We start from the raw sequence: 14,727 nt of genomic DNA, 5'->3' as shown, positions 1-14,727 counted from the left end.
TCCCGGCCGCGGTCAGGCGATGCCCGCCGCCTTCATCCCGCGCAGCTCCTTCTTCAGCTCCCCGACCTCGTCGCGCAACCGCGCGGCCAGTTCGAATTGCAGTTCGGAAGCCGCGGCGTGCATCTGCTCGGTCATCACCCGGATCATGTCCGCGAGATCGGCCGCGGGCAGATTGTCCGTCGCCGCCTTCTTGCCCAACGAGGGCACCGGCGCCTTCTGCCGACCCTTGTTGCCGGCCAGCAGATCGGCGGTGTCCGCGTCCTCGCGCGAGATCGAGTCGAGAATGTCCACGATCTTCTTGCGCAGCGGCTGCGGGTCGATGCCGCGCTCGGTGTTGTACGCGATCTGCTTGGCGCGTCGGCGGTTGGTCTCGTCGATCGCCTTGGCCATCGACGGGGTGATCTTGTCCGCGTACATGTGCACCTGGCCGGACACGTTGCGCGCCGCCCGACCGATGGTCTGGATCAACGAGGTGCCCGAGCGCAGGAAGCCCTCCTTGTCCGCGTCCAGGATGGACACGAGCGAGACCTCGGGCAGGTCCAGGCCCTCGCGCAGCAGGTTGATGCCGACCAGCACGTCGTACTCGCCCAGCCGCAGCTCGCGCAGCAGCTCGACCCGGCGCAGCGTGTCGATGTCGCTGTGCAGGTAGCGCACCCGCACCCCCTGCTCCAGGAAGTAGTCCGTGAGGTCCTCGGACATCTTCTTGGTCAGCGTGGTGACCAGGACCCGCTCGTCCTTCTCGGCCCGGGTGCGGATCTCGTGCAGCAGGTCGTCGATCTGGCCCTCGGTCGGCTTGACCACGACCTCGGGGTCGATCAGGCCGGTCGGGCGGATGATCTGCTCGACCACCGCGTCCGCCTTGGCCAGCTCGTACTTGCCGGGGGTCGCGGACAGGTACACCGTCTGCCCGACGCGCTCCAGGAACTCCTCCCACTTGAGCGGGCGGTTGTCCATCGCGGAGGGCAGCCGGAAGCCGTGCTCGACCAGGGTGCGCTTGCGCGACGCGTCACCCTCGTACATCGCGCCGATCTGCGGCACCGTCACGTGCGACTCGTCCAGCACCAGCAGGAAGTCCTCGGGGAAGTAGTCGAGGAGCGTGTTCGGCGCGGTGCCCGCCTCACGGCCGTCCATGTGCCGCGAGTAGTTCTCGATGCCGGAGCAGGTGCCGATCTGGCGGAGCATCTCGATGTCGTACGTGGTCCGCATCCGCAGCCGCTGGGACTCCAGCACCTTGCCCTGCTTGTCCATCCGGGCGAGCGTCTCCTCCAGCTCCCGCTCGATCCCGGCGACCGCGCGCTCCATCCGCTCGGGGCCGGCCACGTAGTGCGTGGCGGGGAAGACGTAGAGCTCGTCGTCCTCGCTGACCACCTCGCCGGTGAGCGGGTGCAGCGTCATCAGCGACTCGATCTCGTCGCCGAACATCTCGATCCGCACGGCCAGCTCTTCGTAAACCGGGAAGATCTCGATCGTGTCGCCGCGCACCCGGAAGGTGCCGCGGGTGAACGCGACGTCGTTGCGGGTGTACTGGTTGCCGACGAAGCGGCGCAGCAGCGCGTCCCGCTCGATCTCCTCGCCGACCCGCAGCCGAACCATCCGGTCCACGTATTCCTGCGGGGTGCCCAGGCCGTAGATGCAGGACACGGACGCGACCACGACCACGTCCCGGCGGGTCAGCAGCGAGTTGGTGGTCGAGTGCCGCAGCCGCTCGACCTCCTCGTTGATCGAGGAGTCCTTCTCGATGTAGGTGTCCGTGGTCGGGACGTACGCCTCGGGCTGGTAGTAGTCGTAGTACGAGACGAAGTACTCGACGGCGTTGTTGGGCAGCAGCTCACGAAATTCGTTGGCGAGCTGCGCCGCGAGGGTCTTGTTGGGCGCCATGACCAGAGTCGGCCGCTGGAGCCGCTCGATCATCCACGCGGTCGTCGCCGACTTGCCGGTGCCGGTCGCGCCGAGCAACACCACGTTCTTGTCGCCCGCGTCGACCCGCTGTTCCAGAAGATCGATCGCCTGCGGCTGGTCACCGGACGGCCGATAGGGACTGACGACCTCGAAGGGCGCCACTTTGCGTTCGAGATCGGTAATGGGTCGCACGGGATACACGTTACGGGTCCGCACCGACAAGCGTCGTGAACCGAGCAACGCCTTGCCGCCGCGAGGCCCGATCACGCCGCTCCGCAGCCGCTCAGGCCCCCGTCAGCCGCTCCCACAACGCGCGCACCTGCGGCTCCAGCGCCGTCAACGGCCCGTCGTTGTCGATCACCACGTCCGCGACGGCCAACCGCTGCTCGCGCGAAGCCTGCGCGGCCATCCGGGCCCGAGCGTCGGCCTCCGGCATGCCCCGCAGCCGGACCAGCCGGTCGAGCTGCGTCTGGGGAGCGGCGTCCACCACCACCACCAGGTCGTACAGCTTCGCCAGGTCGTTCTCCGCCAACAGCGGCACGTCGTTGATCAGCACCGCGTCCTCCCCGGCGGCGGCCGTCAGCTCCGCCGCGCGCGCGCCGACCAGCGGGTGCACGATCGCGTTCAGCGCGGCCAGCCGATCCGGCGAGCCGAAGACGATCCGGCCCAGCCCCGGGCGATCCAGCGAGCCGTCCGGCAGCAACACCGACTCGCCGAACTCGGCCACCACCGCGGCCAGCCCCGGCGTGCCCGGTGCCACCACCTCGCGCGCGATCCGGTCCGAGTCGATCACCACCGCGCCCAGTTCGGCGAGCCGGCGCGCCACCTCGCTCTTGCCGGCTCCGATGCCGCCGGTGAGCCCGACGTTGCCCCTGCTGCCCATGTGGCGCCCCTCGTACGTCTTTCGGGTGGACCAAGACCGGGCCACGGTAGGCCAGGCGACCCCAGGGTAGAAGGGCGCCGGCCCGCAATACGCGCGAGCCCGCCCCGAGGACGGGACGGGCTCGCGGGCACAGGCCGCGGGTCAGATGTTCAGCTTGCGGAAGATCGGCCGCGGCACGTGCCGCAGCGCGGACATCACGAAGCGGAACTGGCCCGGCACCCAGACCACGGACGACTTGCGGCGCAGGCCCTTGACGATCGCCTCGGCGACCGCCTCGGGCGTGGTGGCCAGCGGCGCGTCCGGCAGACCCTCGGTCATCTTGGTCCTGACGAAGCCCGGCCGCACCACCATCACGTGCACGCCGGTGCCGTGCAGCTTGTCGCCCAGGCCCTGGGCGAACGCGTCCAGGCCGGCCTTGGTCGAGCCGTAGATGAAGTTCGACTTGCGGGCCCGCTCGCCGGCCACGGAGGAGATCACCGCGAGCGCGCCGTGGCCCTGCCGGGACAGCGCGTTGGCCGCCGCCAGCCCGGCCGAGACGCCGCCCACGTAGTTGACCTGCGCGACGCGCGCGGCGGCGGCCGGGGACTTCGCGTCCGCCTCCTGGTCGCCCAGCACACCGAAGGCGAGCAGCACGACGTCGATGTCGCCGGCGGCGAAGACCTCGTCGATGGTCTTCTCGTGGTCGTCGGTCTCGGCCGCGTCGAAGCCGACCACCTCGACGCTCGCGCCGAGGCCGCGCAGTTCCTCGGCGGCCGTGTCCAGCGCGGCGGAGGGGCGACCGGCGAGCACGACCCGCCGGACCCGCTCGGCGACCATCGCGCGAGCCGTGGTCAGCGCGATCTCGGAGGTGCCGCCGAGAACGAGCAGGGACTGCGGTGCGCCCAGGGCGTCTTTCACGGTGTGTCCTTCACAAAACGTGGTTCACGAGACGACGGAAGAAGGGGTGGGTCAGATCCCGAGTCGGCGGGCCTGGTCGGAGACGAAGATCCCGTCCGGGTCGACCTTGGCCCGCACCTCGCGAAAGCGCTCCAGCCGCGGGTACATCCGGGCCAGGTCGGCCGGGTCCATCCGCGAGTCCTTGGCGAGGTAGAACCGGCCCTCGTTGGTCAGCACGATCTCGTCGAGCTGCTTGAGCAGCCGCGCCAGCCCGGGCGTGTTGGTCGGGAAGTCGAGCGTCAGCGTCCACCCCGGCTTGGGGAAGGACAGGAAGCCCTCGTTGCCGGGACCGAACCGCTTGAGCACCGTGAGCGAGGAGGGCGCGCCGTGCGCGCTGATCGTCTCGACCGCCTTGACCAGGCCGTCCTCGCGCCCGAACGGCACCACGAACTGGTACTGGAGGAAGCCGGTCCGCCCGTAGACCCGGTTCCATTCCTGGACCAGGTCCAGCGGGTGGAAGAACCCGGTGATCGACTGCAGTTGGCCGACCTTGTGCTTGGGCGCCTTGCGGTACCACAGCTCGTTGAACATGCCCATGGTGAGCTTGTTCGGCAGCCGCCCCGGGACCAGGTCCGGGACGGTCAGCAGCGAGCCGGTGCGAAAACGCAGCGGGTCCCGGCGCTTCTTCGCGGGCAGGTCGTCGAGCGCGGCGAACTCGCCGCAGGTGAGCACGCAGCGGCCCAGGTTGGCGCCCTTGGCCAGGCAGTCCAGCCAGGCGACGGTGTACGTGTACTTCTCGTCCGTCTCGGCCATCAGCGCCATGGCCTCGTCGAGGTTCTTCGTGCGGTCGGTGTCCACCGACGCGAGCGAGGTCTCGATGGGCGTCATCCGGATGGTCGCGGACAGGATCAGGCCGGTCAGGCCCATGCCGCCGGCGGTGGCCCAGAACAACTCCGGGTCGCCCTCGGGGGTGATCGTGCGCTCGGTGCCGTCGGCCATCAACATGTCGATGGACAGGACGTGGTTGCAGAAGCTGCCGTCCGCGTGGTGGTTCTTGCCGTGTACGTCGGCACCGATCGCGCCGCCCACGGTGACCTGCCGGGTGCCCGGGGTGACCGGCACGAAGAAGCCGAACGGGACGAACAGTTCGATCAGCCGGTCCAGGCTCACCCCGGCCTCGCAGGTGACCAGGCCGCGTTCGAGGTCCACCGCGAGGATCCGGTCCAGGCCGGTCATGTCCAGCACGGTGCCGCCGGCGTTCTGCGCGGGATCGCCGTACGAGCGGCCCAGGCCGCGGGCGATCACCCCGCGCGAGGTGCGTTGCCCCAACGCGGTCGCGACCTGGTCGCGGTCGGTGGGGCGCACGACGTCGGCGAAGGTGGGGGTGGTGCGTCCCCAACCGTTCAGGCTGACCCGCCGCGCGGTTGGTCGTACGTCGGCCGACGGGCCGTCAGACATGGAAAACCCCCAGAACAAAGGTGAGAAGCCAGGCGAAGCCAAGGCCGACGAGGACCTTGTCCTTGAGAAGAACGTCCTCGGGGGACCCGGCGGTTCCGGCGTCCACGTAGACGGCGTAGCGCAGGAACGCGAAACCGAACGGAACCAGCGACAACTGGTGCCAGGCGAGCGTCGAATCGCCCTCGGGAATCTGGAACGCCCACAGCGAGTAGGTGAGCAGCGTCACCGAGACCGCCATCTGCCACACGAAACGCAGGTAGGTGATCGAGTAGTTGGCCAGCGAGGCACGCGTCTTGGCGGCCTCCTCGCCCATCAGGACCATCTCCGAGTAGCGCTTGCCGGCCACCATGAACAGCGAACCGAAGCCCGCGGTCAGCAGGAACCAACGCGACAGCGGCAGTTCGGAGGCGGTACCGCCGGCCATCGCCCGGAACAGGAAGCCGGAGGCGACCATGGCCAGGTCGAGCACCACGACGTGCTTGAAGGAGAAGCAGTACGCGACGTTGAGCACCACGTACAGCGCCAGCACCAGCGCGGTCCCGGGGTTGCACAGCAACACCCCGAGCACGACGGCGGTGATGCCCAGGATCGGCCCCAGCACCCACGCGAGCTTGACCGGCACCGCGCCCGAGGCGATCGGGCGGTTGCGCTTGGTCGGGTGCTCGCGGTCGGCCTCGACGTCGAACGCGTCGTTGATGTAGTAGATCGCCGAGGCGGCCAGGCAGAACAGTACGAACATGATCGCGCTGTGCCCGAGGACGTAGCCCTCGTCCAGCCGTCCGGCCGCCAGCGGCGCGGCGAACACGAGCACGTTCTTGACCCACTGCTTGGGCCGGGCCAACTTCAGCAGACCGCCCGCGAGACCCCCGTGCGCCGGGCGCGCAGGCGCCTCGACGGGGGTGGTGCCGGCCGCGGTCGCAACCAGGGCCTCACTCGACTCGAGCGGAGATTCGACTTCGGATGTACTCAAGACCTCAGAACCCCTTCGGACGCTGTGCCCGACGAGCCCAGGCGCGGCCCAGGCCGCCGGCCGCGAGACCCATGGTCGCGCCGGCGGCCACGTCGGACGGATAGTGGACGCCCACGACGAGCCGCGAGAAACACGTCGCAGCGGCGGCCGTACCCGTGACGGCGGTGGGCAGGAGGCCGTGGAACGCCACGGCGGCGGCGGCGGAGGACACCGAGTGCGAGGACGGGAAGCTGTGCCGACCGGCGGTCCGCACCGTCGGCTCCAGGCCCGGTATGGCCGGCCGCGGTCGGCGCACCACACGCTTGACCACCATGCTGGCCACGTGTGCGCCGGCGACGGTGGCGGTGGCGCGCAGCCACTCCGGCCGACGGCCGCGGTCCACGGCCGCGCCGACCAGTCCGGCGGCGAGCCAGACCCCGGCGTGCTCCCCGGCGAAGGACAGCGCCTTGCTCGTGCGCTGGACGACCGGATGTCCGGTACGCCCGCGCACGCCGCGGTACAGGGCGACGTCGGAAGCGCCGACCGTCTTGACTACCTGCCCGGTGGCGAACGCTCCACCAAAGGCCATCGAGATCCTCATTCCTACCGCACGTCGAATGGGCGCCCTGCCCCGAAGTCCGGGGGCCTACGTGCTCCGGCGGTCGTCCCGACCGCCACACGGGCCACTTCCATACAAGCCCGGCGCATGGCACCAGTGAGTCAGGGTACGCGAACCGAGCACGGGCTCTTCGCCGAGCCGGCCCGGCGACCACCGGGTCGGGCCCGCGCCGGCCACGCCCCCGCGATACCTCGTCGTTCCTGGTCAGACGCTGTCAAACGGGTGACGGCGCCGGTGCGAGGCGGCGACGTTTCGTGACGGAACTGTGGCAGACCCGCAGCCTGCGCGATGCCGGGCCGATGCACAAGCGCGTCCTGGGACGGGAGTTCGCCCTTCGGCGGGGTCGGGTCAGCGCAGCGGCACGGGCGAGAAGCCGCCCGTCACCAGGCGCGCCGGAGCGCCGCTTCCGTCGGCCGGGACGGACCACACATCGGTGGCCGCGCCCGCCCCGGTCGGCAGTGCGTAGCCCACCGTGCGCTCGTCCAGCCAGATCGCCTGGTCGTCCACACCCCGGGTCTCCGCGAGCGGTGTCTCGCGCATGCTCGCCAGGTCGAGCACGTACAGTCGCCACGGATTGCGGGTGCTCTGCGAGACCTTCTTCTTGAACACCAGGCGGGTGCCGTCCGGGGACAACGACGGGCACTCGACGTTCTCCCGCAGCACCGTCATGGTGCGGGCCCCCAGGTCGCCGCGCACCAGGTAGGTGCGGCCGGAGGTGTTGGTGGACAGCGTGGCGTAGAACGTGTTGTCGTCCGCGGTGAAGGTGACGCCCCAGAAGTTGCGGTCCGGCGACCTGAGTTCTTTGCCGTCCCGAGTGGTGGTGAAGTCCTCCAGGTTGGCGACCAGTTCGCCGGTGCGCGTGTCCAGGATCGAGGTGCGGGTCGAGAAGGTCGTCGAGGCGTAGGAGTCCCCGTAGACGAACACCGTCCACGAGGCCATCCGGCCCGACGCCGACACGCGCGCCCGGTTGGGCGTGCCCGCGAGTTCGACCCGGCGCACCTGGCGCAGGTCGGCGTCCAGCACCAGCGCCACGCCGGTGCGGGTGAGGCCGCCCTCGGTGGCCAGGCACACCGCGGTGCCGCCGGCCGCGTAGACCCGGTCGCACGAGCGCTCGCCCACCGTGCGCGGCCCGCCCGGATCGGCCGCCGCGACGGTCGCCAGATGCCCGTACCCCGGGCCCGACTCGGTGCTGCGAAACAGCAGTCGCGGCGCCCCGGCCAGGGTCAGCGGCGGCCCGCCCGGCGCGGTTCCCGAACCGCCGTGCAGCCGCTCGTCCTCACGCTTGACCGCGTACACCGTGTACCCGATCGCGATCCCCGCGAGCAGGATCAGCACCAGGACGAAGATCAGGATCCGGCCCCTGGTCAGTGCCGGTTTCACCGGTGCGTCAACGGACATCGCGCACCCTTCCCCGCACGCGCCCGCCGCCCGCGAGGGCGAGCGCCGAGCCGAGCAGGGCCACCGCGAGCGCGAGGGCCAGCACCCGGATCGCGCCGGCCGGCCCCCAGGCCGTCCACAGCGCGCCGAAGATCATCGAGGACGCGAACCGGCCCACGGCCTGCCCGGTCTGCACCACCGCGAGCCCGCCCGCCCGGCCCGTCGCCGGCAACCGCGCGCCCACCGCCGCCGCGAGCACCCCGTCGGTGGCCGCGTAGAACACCCCGTGCAGCGCGAGCACCGCGATCAGCAACGCGACCCCGTCGAGCGGACCCCCGAGCAGCAGATACGCCGCGAGCAACACGCCGTGCCCGGCCAGGAACACCCGCCGCCGGCCCACCCGGTCGGCGAGGCGGCCCAGCGGAAGCGCGAGCACCAGGTAGACCCCGGCGGTGCCCAGCGGAAGCAGCGGGAACCAGTGCGGCTGGATCGACAGCCGGTGCTGGAGCAGCAGATAGACGAACGCGTCGCTGACGGTGACCAGGCCGAGCACGGTCGCCACCACACACAGCCGGCGATAGGACCGATCCCGCAACAGCCCCAGCCCGTCGCGCCACCCGGGCCGATGCTCGACCGGGTCGCGGTGGTCGCGCACGAACAGCACCAGCATCGCGACACCGATCAGCCCCACGCAGAAGCTCACCACGAACACCGCGTCGTAGGCGGTGCCCACCGCGGCCAGGATGGCGAACGCCACCAGCGGGCCGGTGAACGCCCCGACGGTGTCCAGCGCCCGATGCACGCCGAACGCGCGCCCCTGCGCCTGCGGGCCGCTGGACAGCGAGATGAGCGCGTCCCGGGGCGCGGTCCGCAGCCCCTTGCCCGCCCGGTCGGCCGCCAGCACCGCGCCGATGCCCGGCACCGAGGCACCCACCAGCGGCAGTCCGAGCTTGGCCACCGCCGACATCCCGTAGCCGACCGCGGCGACCTGTTTGCGCGCGGCGAACCGGTCGGCGAGGTGCCCGCCGACCAGCCGCAGGAAGACCGTGACCCCGGAGTACAGGCCGTCCAGGAAGCCGAACTGGAGCATGGTCAGGCCGAGTCCGGTGACCAGGTAGACCGGCATCACCGCGGTGACCATCTCGGAGGAGACGTCGGTGACCAGGCTGACCAGGCCGAGCGCGATCACATTGCCGGTGACCACCGCGCCGACCCCGGACCCGGGCGGCCCGATCGCCGCCTCGGTCGCCGCTTCCGGACGTCCGGACGAGACGTACACCCCCGCACACCCCCCAGGCTGCCGTGTGACGGTCCCGACCCTAGCCGCGTTCGCGCCTCGGCACCGGGAAAGCACGAAGGCCCCACCTCCCCGAAGGGAAGTGGGGCCTTCGCCCGCGTCGGTATCGCTACCTACGAATCACGTCGAACACCGTGTTCGGCAGAGTCGACCGAGGTCAGCTCTGGCCGCCCGCCAGCTTCTCGCGGAGCGCGGCGAGCGCCTCGTCGGAGGCCAGGGCGCCACCGGTGGTGTCGGCCTCGACCTCGTCGTCACCGCCCGAGGAGTACGCGCCCGCGGCTTCGCCGGCCACGGCCTCGGCCTCGGCCTCGCGGGCCTTGACGACCTGCTGCTGGTGCGACTCGAAGCGCGTCTGGGCGTCGGCGTACTGCTTCTCCCACTCCTCGCGCTGCTTGTCGAAGCCCTCGAGCCAGTCGTTGGTCTCCGGGTCGAAGCCCTCGGGGTAGATGTAGTTGCCCGAGTCGTCGTACGTCGCGGCCATGCCGTAGAGGGTCGGGTCGAACTCGGCCGTGGCCGGGTCCGCGCCGAACGCCTCGTTGGCCTGCTTCAGCGAGAGGCTGATGCGGCGACGCTCGAGGTCGATGTCGATGACCTTGACGAAGATCTCGTCGCCGACCTGGACGACCTGCTCCGGGATCTCCACGTGGCGCTCGGCCAGCTCGGAGATGTGCACCAGACCCTCGATGCCCTCGTCCACGCGGACGAACGCGCCGAACGGAACGAGCTTGGTGACCTTGCCGGGAACGACCTGGCCGATCTGGTGCGTCCGGGCGAACTGCTGCCACGGGTCTTCCTGGGTCGCCTTCAGCGACAGGGAGACACGCTCGCGGTCCATGTCGACGTCGAGGACCTCGACGGTGACTTCCTGGCCGACCTCGACAACCTCGGACGGGTGGTCGATGTGCTTCCAGGACAGCTCGGAGACGTGCACGAGACCGTCGACGCCGCCGAGGTCCACGAACGCACCGAAGTTGACGATCGAGGACACGACGCCCGTGCGGACCTGACCCTTCTGCAGGGTCGTGAGGAAGGTCTGACGCACCTCGGACTGGGTCTGCTCGAGCCAGGCACGGCGGGACAGGACCACGTTGTTGCGGTTCTTGTCCAGCTCGATGATCTTGGCTTCGAGCTCCTTGCCCACGTACGGCTGGAGATCACGCACGCGACGCATCTCGACCAGCGAGGCCGGGAGGAAGCCGCGGAGGCCGATGTCCAGGATGAGGCCACCCTTGACGACCTCGATGACGGTACCGGTGACGATGCCGTCTTCTTCCTTGATCTTCTCGATGGTGCCCCAAGCGCGCTCGTACTGAGCCCGCTTCTTCGAGAGGATCAGGCGGCCTTCCTTGTCCTCCTTCTGGAGAACCAGGGCCTCGATGTGGTCACCGACAGTGACGACCTCGTGGGGGTCCACGTCGTGCTTGATGGAAAGCTCGCGGGACGGGATGACGCCTTCGGTCTTGTAACCGATGTCGAGCAGGACCTCGTCCCGGTCGACCTTGACGATCACGCCATCCACGATGTCGCCGTCGTTGAAGTACTTGATCGTCTCATCGATCGCTGCGAGGAAGTCTTCCTCGGAGCCGATGTCGTTGACCGCCACCTGCGGGGTGGTGCTGGGCGTGGCCTCGGTGCTGCTCGTCATGTGGGTAAGGGCTCCGGGTACGGACAGAAGTCGTTTTCAAACACGCTTGTGGACCCGGTTTCGCCCCCGACGCCCGCGTCCATGCAAGAGGATGGCGTGGGATCGACAAAGGTGAGCGCGACCTGCTCCGTCTGAGTTCACGCAGGCCCGCGGCGCAACTTGCAGCATACGGGGCCGACCGGGTGCGGTCAACGCGCACGGGATGCATGGGGTCAACCGGGACGCCCCGAAGGGAGTACCCTACGCGCGTCCGTGCCCGCCCGCAGCGACTGGAGCCCTGTGAACCGCCCCACTTCCCCCGACCCGCACGCGTCCCTCGCGGCGCGCTACGTCGATCCGGACGAGCTCGACGACGGCGACGACGCGGTGCGGCGCAAGGTGGGGCTCGTGGAGAGTGTGCGGGCCGGCCGCCAGTGGTGGGACGCCAACGCCGACGAGTATCAGGTCGAGCACGGCGATTTCCTCGGCGACGCGCGATTCACCTGGTGCCCGGAGGGGCTCGACGAGGACCGCGTCAAGCTGCTGGGCCCGGTCGAGGGGCGCGTCGTCCTGGAGGTCGGCGCGGGCGCGGCGCAGTGTTCGCGCCGGTTGCTCGCGCGTGGCGCCCACCCGGTCGCGCTGGACCTGTCGTTGCGCCAACTCCAGCATTCGCGCCGCCTGGACGTCGAGCACGGCACCCGGGTGCCGGTGGTGCAGGCCGACGCGGCGCGGCTGCCGTTCGCCGACGCGAGCTTCGACCTGGCCTTTTCCGCGTACGGCGCGTTGCCGTTCAGTCCGGACGGCGCGGGCATCATGCGCGAGGTGTTCCGGGTGTTGCGGCCGGGCGGGCGCTGGGTCTTCTCGATCACCCACCCGGTGCGCTGGGCCTTCCCCGACGAACCCGGGCCGGAGGGGCTGACGGCGGTCACCTCGTACTTCGACACCACGCCGTACGTGGAGCAGGACCACACCGGTCGGGCGACCTACGTCGAACAACACCGCACGCTGGGCGACCGGGTGCGCGAGGTGGTGGGCGCGGGGTTCCGGCTCGTCGATCTGGTCGAGCCGGAGTGGCCGGAGGAACTGGAGTCGGTGTGGGGAGGCTGGAGCCCGCTGCGTGGGCGGCTGTTGCCGGGGACGGCGATCTTCGTGTGCGAGAAGCACTGATCCTCAGCGGCCGACCTCACCACCCACCGGCGCGGGCTCGGCCCCGTCGGTGGTCGGCCGGCCGGCGGGGGTGGGGGTCGGGCGGTTCCGGCGGTCGGCGACGAATTGCAGGGCCACCGCGATCAGGAAGAGCAGGACGCCCGTGACCAGGAGGGCGAGCGGGATCGTGTCGTGGACGGCGCGCAGGGTCGCGCTGCGGTCCTTGGCGTCGGCGATGAGCTTTTGCGACCACGCGGGGCGGGGGACGAAGGTGCCCTCGAAGACCTTGGTGACCACCGGCTTGGCGTTGGGGTCGTCGGCCGGCGGGGAGCTGCGCAGTTCCTCCTTGCGGGTCTCCTCCAGGTAGACCGGGATGCCGGTGACCGGCTCGACCCACATCCTGCGGAGCACCGTGTACCAGAGCTGGAGGCCGTCCTTCTCCAGGGCGGCCGGGTCCAGGCCGCCGGGAAGCTGCCGGGGCATCGGGATCTTCATCCACGGCACCTCCTGCTCGAAGCGGTAGGTCTGCAACCCGCTGCGCTTCTCGGTGCCCTTGTACACGATCACGTTCGCGCTGTGCGCCTGCGAGTCGTAGTAGTTGTAGTCGCGCTTGCCGGTGAAGAACGGCCACTTGTAGGCGAGTCCGGTGTGCGCGGCGGGGGCGCCGTCGACCGATTCGCCGCAGCAGTTCCTGGGGATCTGGCCGGCCGCCTCGAACGCGTAGCGCTCGGGGAGTTGGGTGACCACCTTGCCGCTGCTGTCCAGGACCGCCAGGTTCAGGTCCCACACGACGGTGCCGTCCTTGGCCGCCTTGGCGTCCGGTCGGATCGTCTGGATCGCGGTGACCTTGGCCTTGCCCGCGCCGCTGCCCTCGGGGGCGCCCAGGAGGGTGGCGTTGTTCGCGTCCAGCACCACGACCCGGTAGGCGTCCTCGCCGGCCAGCGCCTTGGCGACCAGCTTCGGGAAGACGAACTCGCGCAACAGCGGCGCCATGGCGACACAAAAGACCGCGGCGGCCAGCAGGATCAGGCCGGACTTACGACGCATCTGGGTGGAGTGCTCTCTCGACGAGGGGCCGGGTACCGATCCGCCGGGCGGGCCTAGGGCCGGCCGGGCGGCGCGGTGACCTGGAGGGGCTGGTGCACCGGGGCGGGGTCGCCGATGGCACACGCGTTCAGCACGAATGCGGCACCGACGGCCAGGAGTGCCCCGACCACGACCGCTGCGAAGGAACGCATGTGGCGGTCCCACCTTCCTGCTGCTGCCTCGACCGTCGTCGCGACGGTCGACGATGGGGCACGGTAGCAAGAAACGAGAACAGGTTCCCGTTTTTTGCGGAGTGGATTACGACTACCCGACGATGACGACTACCCGATCGGGGCCGATGCCTCGGTCGAGCCCTCCGGGGCGGACGTGCGGCTCGACGCCGACGCGGACACCGAGCCCGACGCGCTCGCCGTACGACTGGTCGTGGGGCTGCTCGCCGGTTTGCTCGTCGCCGGCTTGGAGGTGGTCTGTTTGGGCGTCGACGTCTGCCTGGACGTCGGCTGCCGGGCGTCCGGGACCGAGCGCGCGCCGGTCGCGTAGTACGTCATCCAGGACATCACGTTGCGCACGTACGCATCGGAATGGTTGTACGACAGGATCGCCGCGTTCAGCCCGGCACCGGTGGACAGATCCCGGTTGCCCGCGCACAGGTAGCGCCCCGCGGTCAGCGTCGCGTCGAAGATGTTCTGCGGGTTGATCTGGCCGTCCCGGTTGCCGTCCATGCCCCAGCCCTTCCAGGTGGAGGGGATGAACTGCATCGGACCCACCGCGCGGTCGAACTCGGTGTCGAAGTCGTAGCGACCACCGTCGGTGTCGGGAATCCGGGCCCACGGGCCGCCGTCCAGCCGCGGGCCCAGGATCGGGGTGACCGCCGTGCCGTCCACGGTCACGTTGCCGCCGTACGCGTGCTCCGACTCGACCCGACCGATGCCCGCGAGCAACGTCCACGGCAACTTGCAGCTCGGGTCCATCCGGGCCAGGTTCGAGGCCGCCTGCTGATAGGCCAACAACACCGTCTGCGGAATGCCACCGGTGCCGGTCGCGGTGGTGCCCCGAGTGCCCGCCGACGCGGTCAGCGTCGCCGACGCGGAGGCCGGCGCGGACGTGGTCGGCGCACCCGGCAACGCGGCCGGCAACACCGGCGGCGGCAACTCGAAGTGGCTGGGCCCGCCGCCGTTCGCCGAAGTGCCGTCGGCCGGCGCCGGATCGGACAATCGCGGCAAATCCGACGTGGGCACTCGATGCGCGGTGACCATGGTGAACGGCGACTGCACCGCCGCACCACACGCCAACACCACCAGGATCGCCGCCGCGCTGCCCAGCCACGGATTCAACACCCGTCTGCGCTTGCCCGGTTCGTCCGCCCCGCCGGATATCGGCGGCGCCTCGGGCTCCGGCCTCGGCGCGGGAGCGGCGGCGGATATCGACTCCGCCACCGCATCGACCGCGACCTCGTCCGGCGTGCCCGGCTTCTGCGGATCGGGCCTCGACTCGGCCTCTTCCACGAAGCTCCCCCCTCTGTACGCAAGTTCGGCTGTTCCCGGGACGGCGT

General features: G+C 70.4%; 13 protein-coding genes. 1 reads left to right on the top strand and 12 read right to left on the bottom strand.

From position 1 onward, the window contains the following. Nucleotides 1–12: 12 nt before the first annotated feature. The 9 genes from uvrB to rpsA form a co-directional block, all read right to left on the bottom strand. The gene (gene uvrB, locus ABZ374_RS02420) at nt 13–2,091 is read right to left on the bottom strand and encodes an excinuclease ABC subunit UvrB (RefSeq protein WP_360305195.1); all 2,079 of its coding nucleotides are present in this window, start codon (nt 2,089–2,091) and stop codon (nt 13–15) included. Between the two features lie 91 nt (nt 2,092–2,182). Continuing rightward, entirely contained in the window at nt 2,183–2,782 is a 600-nt protein-coding gene (gene coaE / locus ABZ374_RS02415) for a dephospho-CoA kinase (RefSeq protein WP_360305193.1), read from the bottom strand. Nucleotides 2,783–2,923: 141 nt separating this feature from the next. Continuing rightward, nucleotides 2,924–3,679, bottom strand: a complete 756-nt coding sequence (locus ABZ374_RS02410; protein WP_360305191.1) for a decaprenylphospho-beta-D-erythro-pentofuranosid-2-ulose 2-reductase — start codon at nt 3,677–3,679, stop codon at nt 2,924–2,926. 51 nt (nt 3,680–3,730) lie between these two features. Beyond that, complete coding sequence (locus ABZ374_RS02405; RefSeq protein WP_360305189.1) at nt 3,731–5,116, bottom strand: FAD-binding oxidoreductase; 1,386 nt, start codon at nt 5,114–5,116, stop codon at nt 3,731–3,733. Beyond that, on the bottom strand, nt 5,109–6,086 hold the full coding sequence (locus tag ABZ374_RS02400) for a decaprenyl-phosphate phosphoribosyltransferase (protein ID WP_360305187.1): 978 nt from the start codon (nt 6,084–6,086) through the stop codon (nt 5,109–5,111). The genes ABZ374_RS02405 and ABZ374_RS02400 overlap by 8 nt, the downstream gene beginning before the upstream one ends. Before the next feature lie 4 nt (nt 6,087–6,090). Then, a complete protein-coding gene (locus ABZ374_RS02395; RefSeq protein WP_360305185.1) occupies nt 6,091–6,654 on the bottom strand; it encodes a phosphatase PAP2 family protein in 564 nt (187 codons plus the stop codon). A gap of 378 nt (nt 6,655–7,032) precedes the next feature. Continuing rightward, nucleotides 7,033–8,082, bottom strand: a complete 1,050-nt coding sequence (locus ABZ374_RS02390) for a hypothetical protein (RefSeq protein WP_360305183.1) — start codon at nt 8,080–8,082, stop codon at nt 7,033–7,035. Further along, nucleotides 8,072–9,340, bottom strand: a complete 1,269-nt coding sequence (locus tag ABZ374_RS02385) for an MFS transporter (RefSeq protein WP_360305182.1) — start codon at nt 9,338–9,340, stop codon at nt 8,072–8,074. The genes ABZ374_RS02390 and ABZ374_RS02385 overlap by 11 nt, the downstream gene beginning before the upstream one ends. Before the next feature lie 175 nt (nt 9,341–9,515). Next, nucleotides 9,516–11,003 carry a 30S ribosomal protein S1 gene (gene rpsA, locus ABZ374_RS02380; RefSeq protein WP_360305180.1) on the bottom strand — a complete coding sequence of 496 codons (1,488 nt, stop codon included), beginning with the start codon at nt 11,001–11,003 and terminating at the stop codon, nt 9,516–9,518. A 366-nt stretch (nt 11,004–11,369) separates the two neighbouring features. Between rpsA and ABZ374_RS02375 the strand changes: the two genes are divergently transcribed. Beyond that, nucleotides 11,370–12,149 carry a class I SAM-dependent methyltransferase gene (locus ABZ374_RS02375; RefSeq protein ID WP_360305479.1) on the top strand — a complete coding sequence of 260 codons (780 nt, stop codon included), beginning with the start codon at nt 11,370–11,372 and terminating at the stop codon, nt 12,147–12,149. 3 nt (nt 12,150–12,152) lie between these two features. Here ABZ374_RS02375 and ABZ374_RS02370 read toward each other — a convergent pair whose 3' ends face one another. The 3 genes from ABZ374_RS02370 to ABZ374_RS02360 all read right to left on the bottom strand — a co-directional run bounded on the left by ABZ374_RS02370 (nt 12,153) and on the right by ABZ374_RS02360 (nt 14,680). Next, nucleotides 12,153–13,175, bottom strand: coding sequence for a DUF3068 domain-containing protein (locus ABZ374_RS02370; RefSeq protein WP_360305178.1), 1,023 nt, complete (start codon nt 13,173–13,175; stop codon nt 12,153–12,155). Nucleotides 13,176–13,228: 53 nt separating this feature from the next. Next, a complete protein-coding gene (locus ABZ374_RS02365; RefSeq protein ID WP_360305176.1) occupies nt 13,229–13,366 on the bottom strand; it encodes a hypothetical protein in 138 nt (45 codons plus the stop codon). A 129-nt stretch (nt 13,367–13,495) separates the two neighbouring features. Continuing rightward, the gene (locus ABZ374_RS02360; RefSeq protein ID WP_360305174.1) at nt 13,496–14,680 is read right to left on the bottom strand and encodes a hypothetical protein; all 1,185 of its coding nucleotides are present in this window, start codon (nt 14,678–14,680) and stop codon (nt 13,496–13,498) included. Nucleotides 14,681–14,727 lie beyond the last annotated feature (47 nt).

Source organism: Embleya sp. NPDC005971 (assembly GCF_040629175.1).
Lineage (GTDB): Bacteria > Actinomycetota > Actinomycetes > Streptomycetales > Streptomycetaceae > Embleya.
Note: the sequence above shows the minus strand (reverse complement) of the source record. Positions and strands in the feature narration are given on the sequence as shown.

Excerpts from the sequence above, each read along its gene's own strand:
- rpsA (WP_360305180.1), bottom strand. The coding sequence starts at position 11,003 with ATGACGAGCAGCACCGAGGCCACGCCCAGCACCACCCCGCAGGTGGCG.
- ABZ374_RS02395 (WP_360305185.1), bottom strand. The coding sequence starts at position 6,654 with ATGGCCTTTGGTGGAGCGTTCGCCACCGGGCAGGTAGTCAAGACGGTC.
- ABZ374_RS02365 (WP_360305176.1), bottom strand. The coding sequence starts at position 13,366 with ATGCGTTCCTTCGCAGCGGTCGTGGTCGGGGCACTCCTGGCCGTCGGT.
- ABZ374_RS02405 (WP_360305189.1), bottom strand. The coding sequence starts at position 5,116 with ATGTCTGACGGCCCGTCGGCCGACGTACGACCAACCGCGCGGCGGGTC.
- ABZ374_RS02370 (WP_360305178.1), bottom strand. The coding sequence starts at position 13,175 with ATGCGTCGTAAGTCCGGCCTGATCCTGCTGGCCGCCGCGGTCTTTTGT.
- ABZ374_RS02390 (WP_360305183.1), bottom strand. The coding sequence starts at position 8,082 with ATGTCCGTTGACGCACCGGTGAAACCGGCACTGACCAGGGGCCGGATC.
- coaE (WP_360305193.1), bottom strand. The coding sequence starts at position 2,782 with ATGGGCAGCAGGGGCAACGTCGGGCTCACCGGCGGCATCGGAGCCGGC.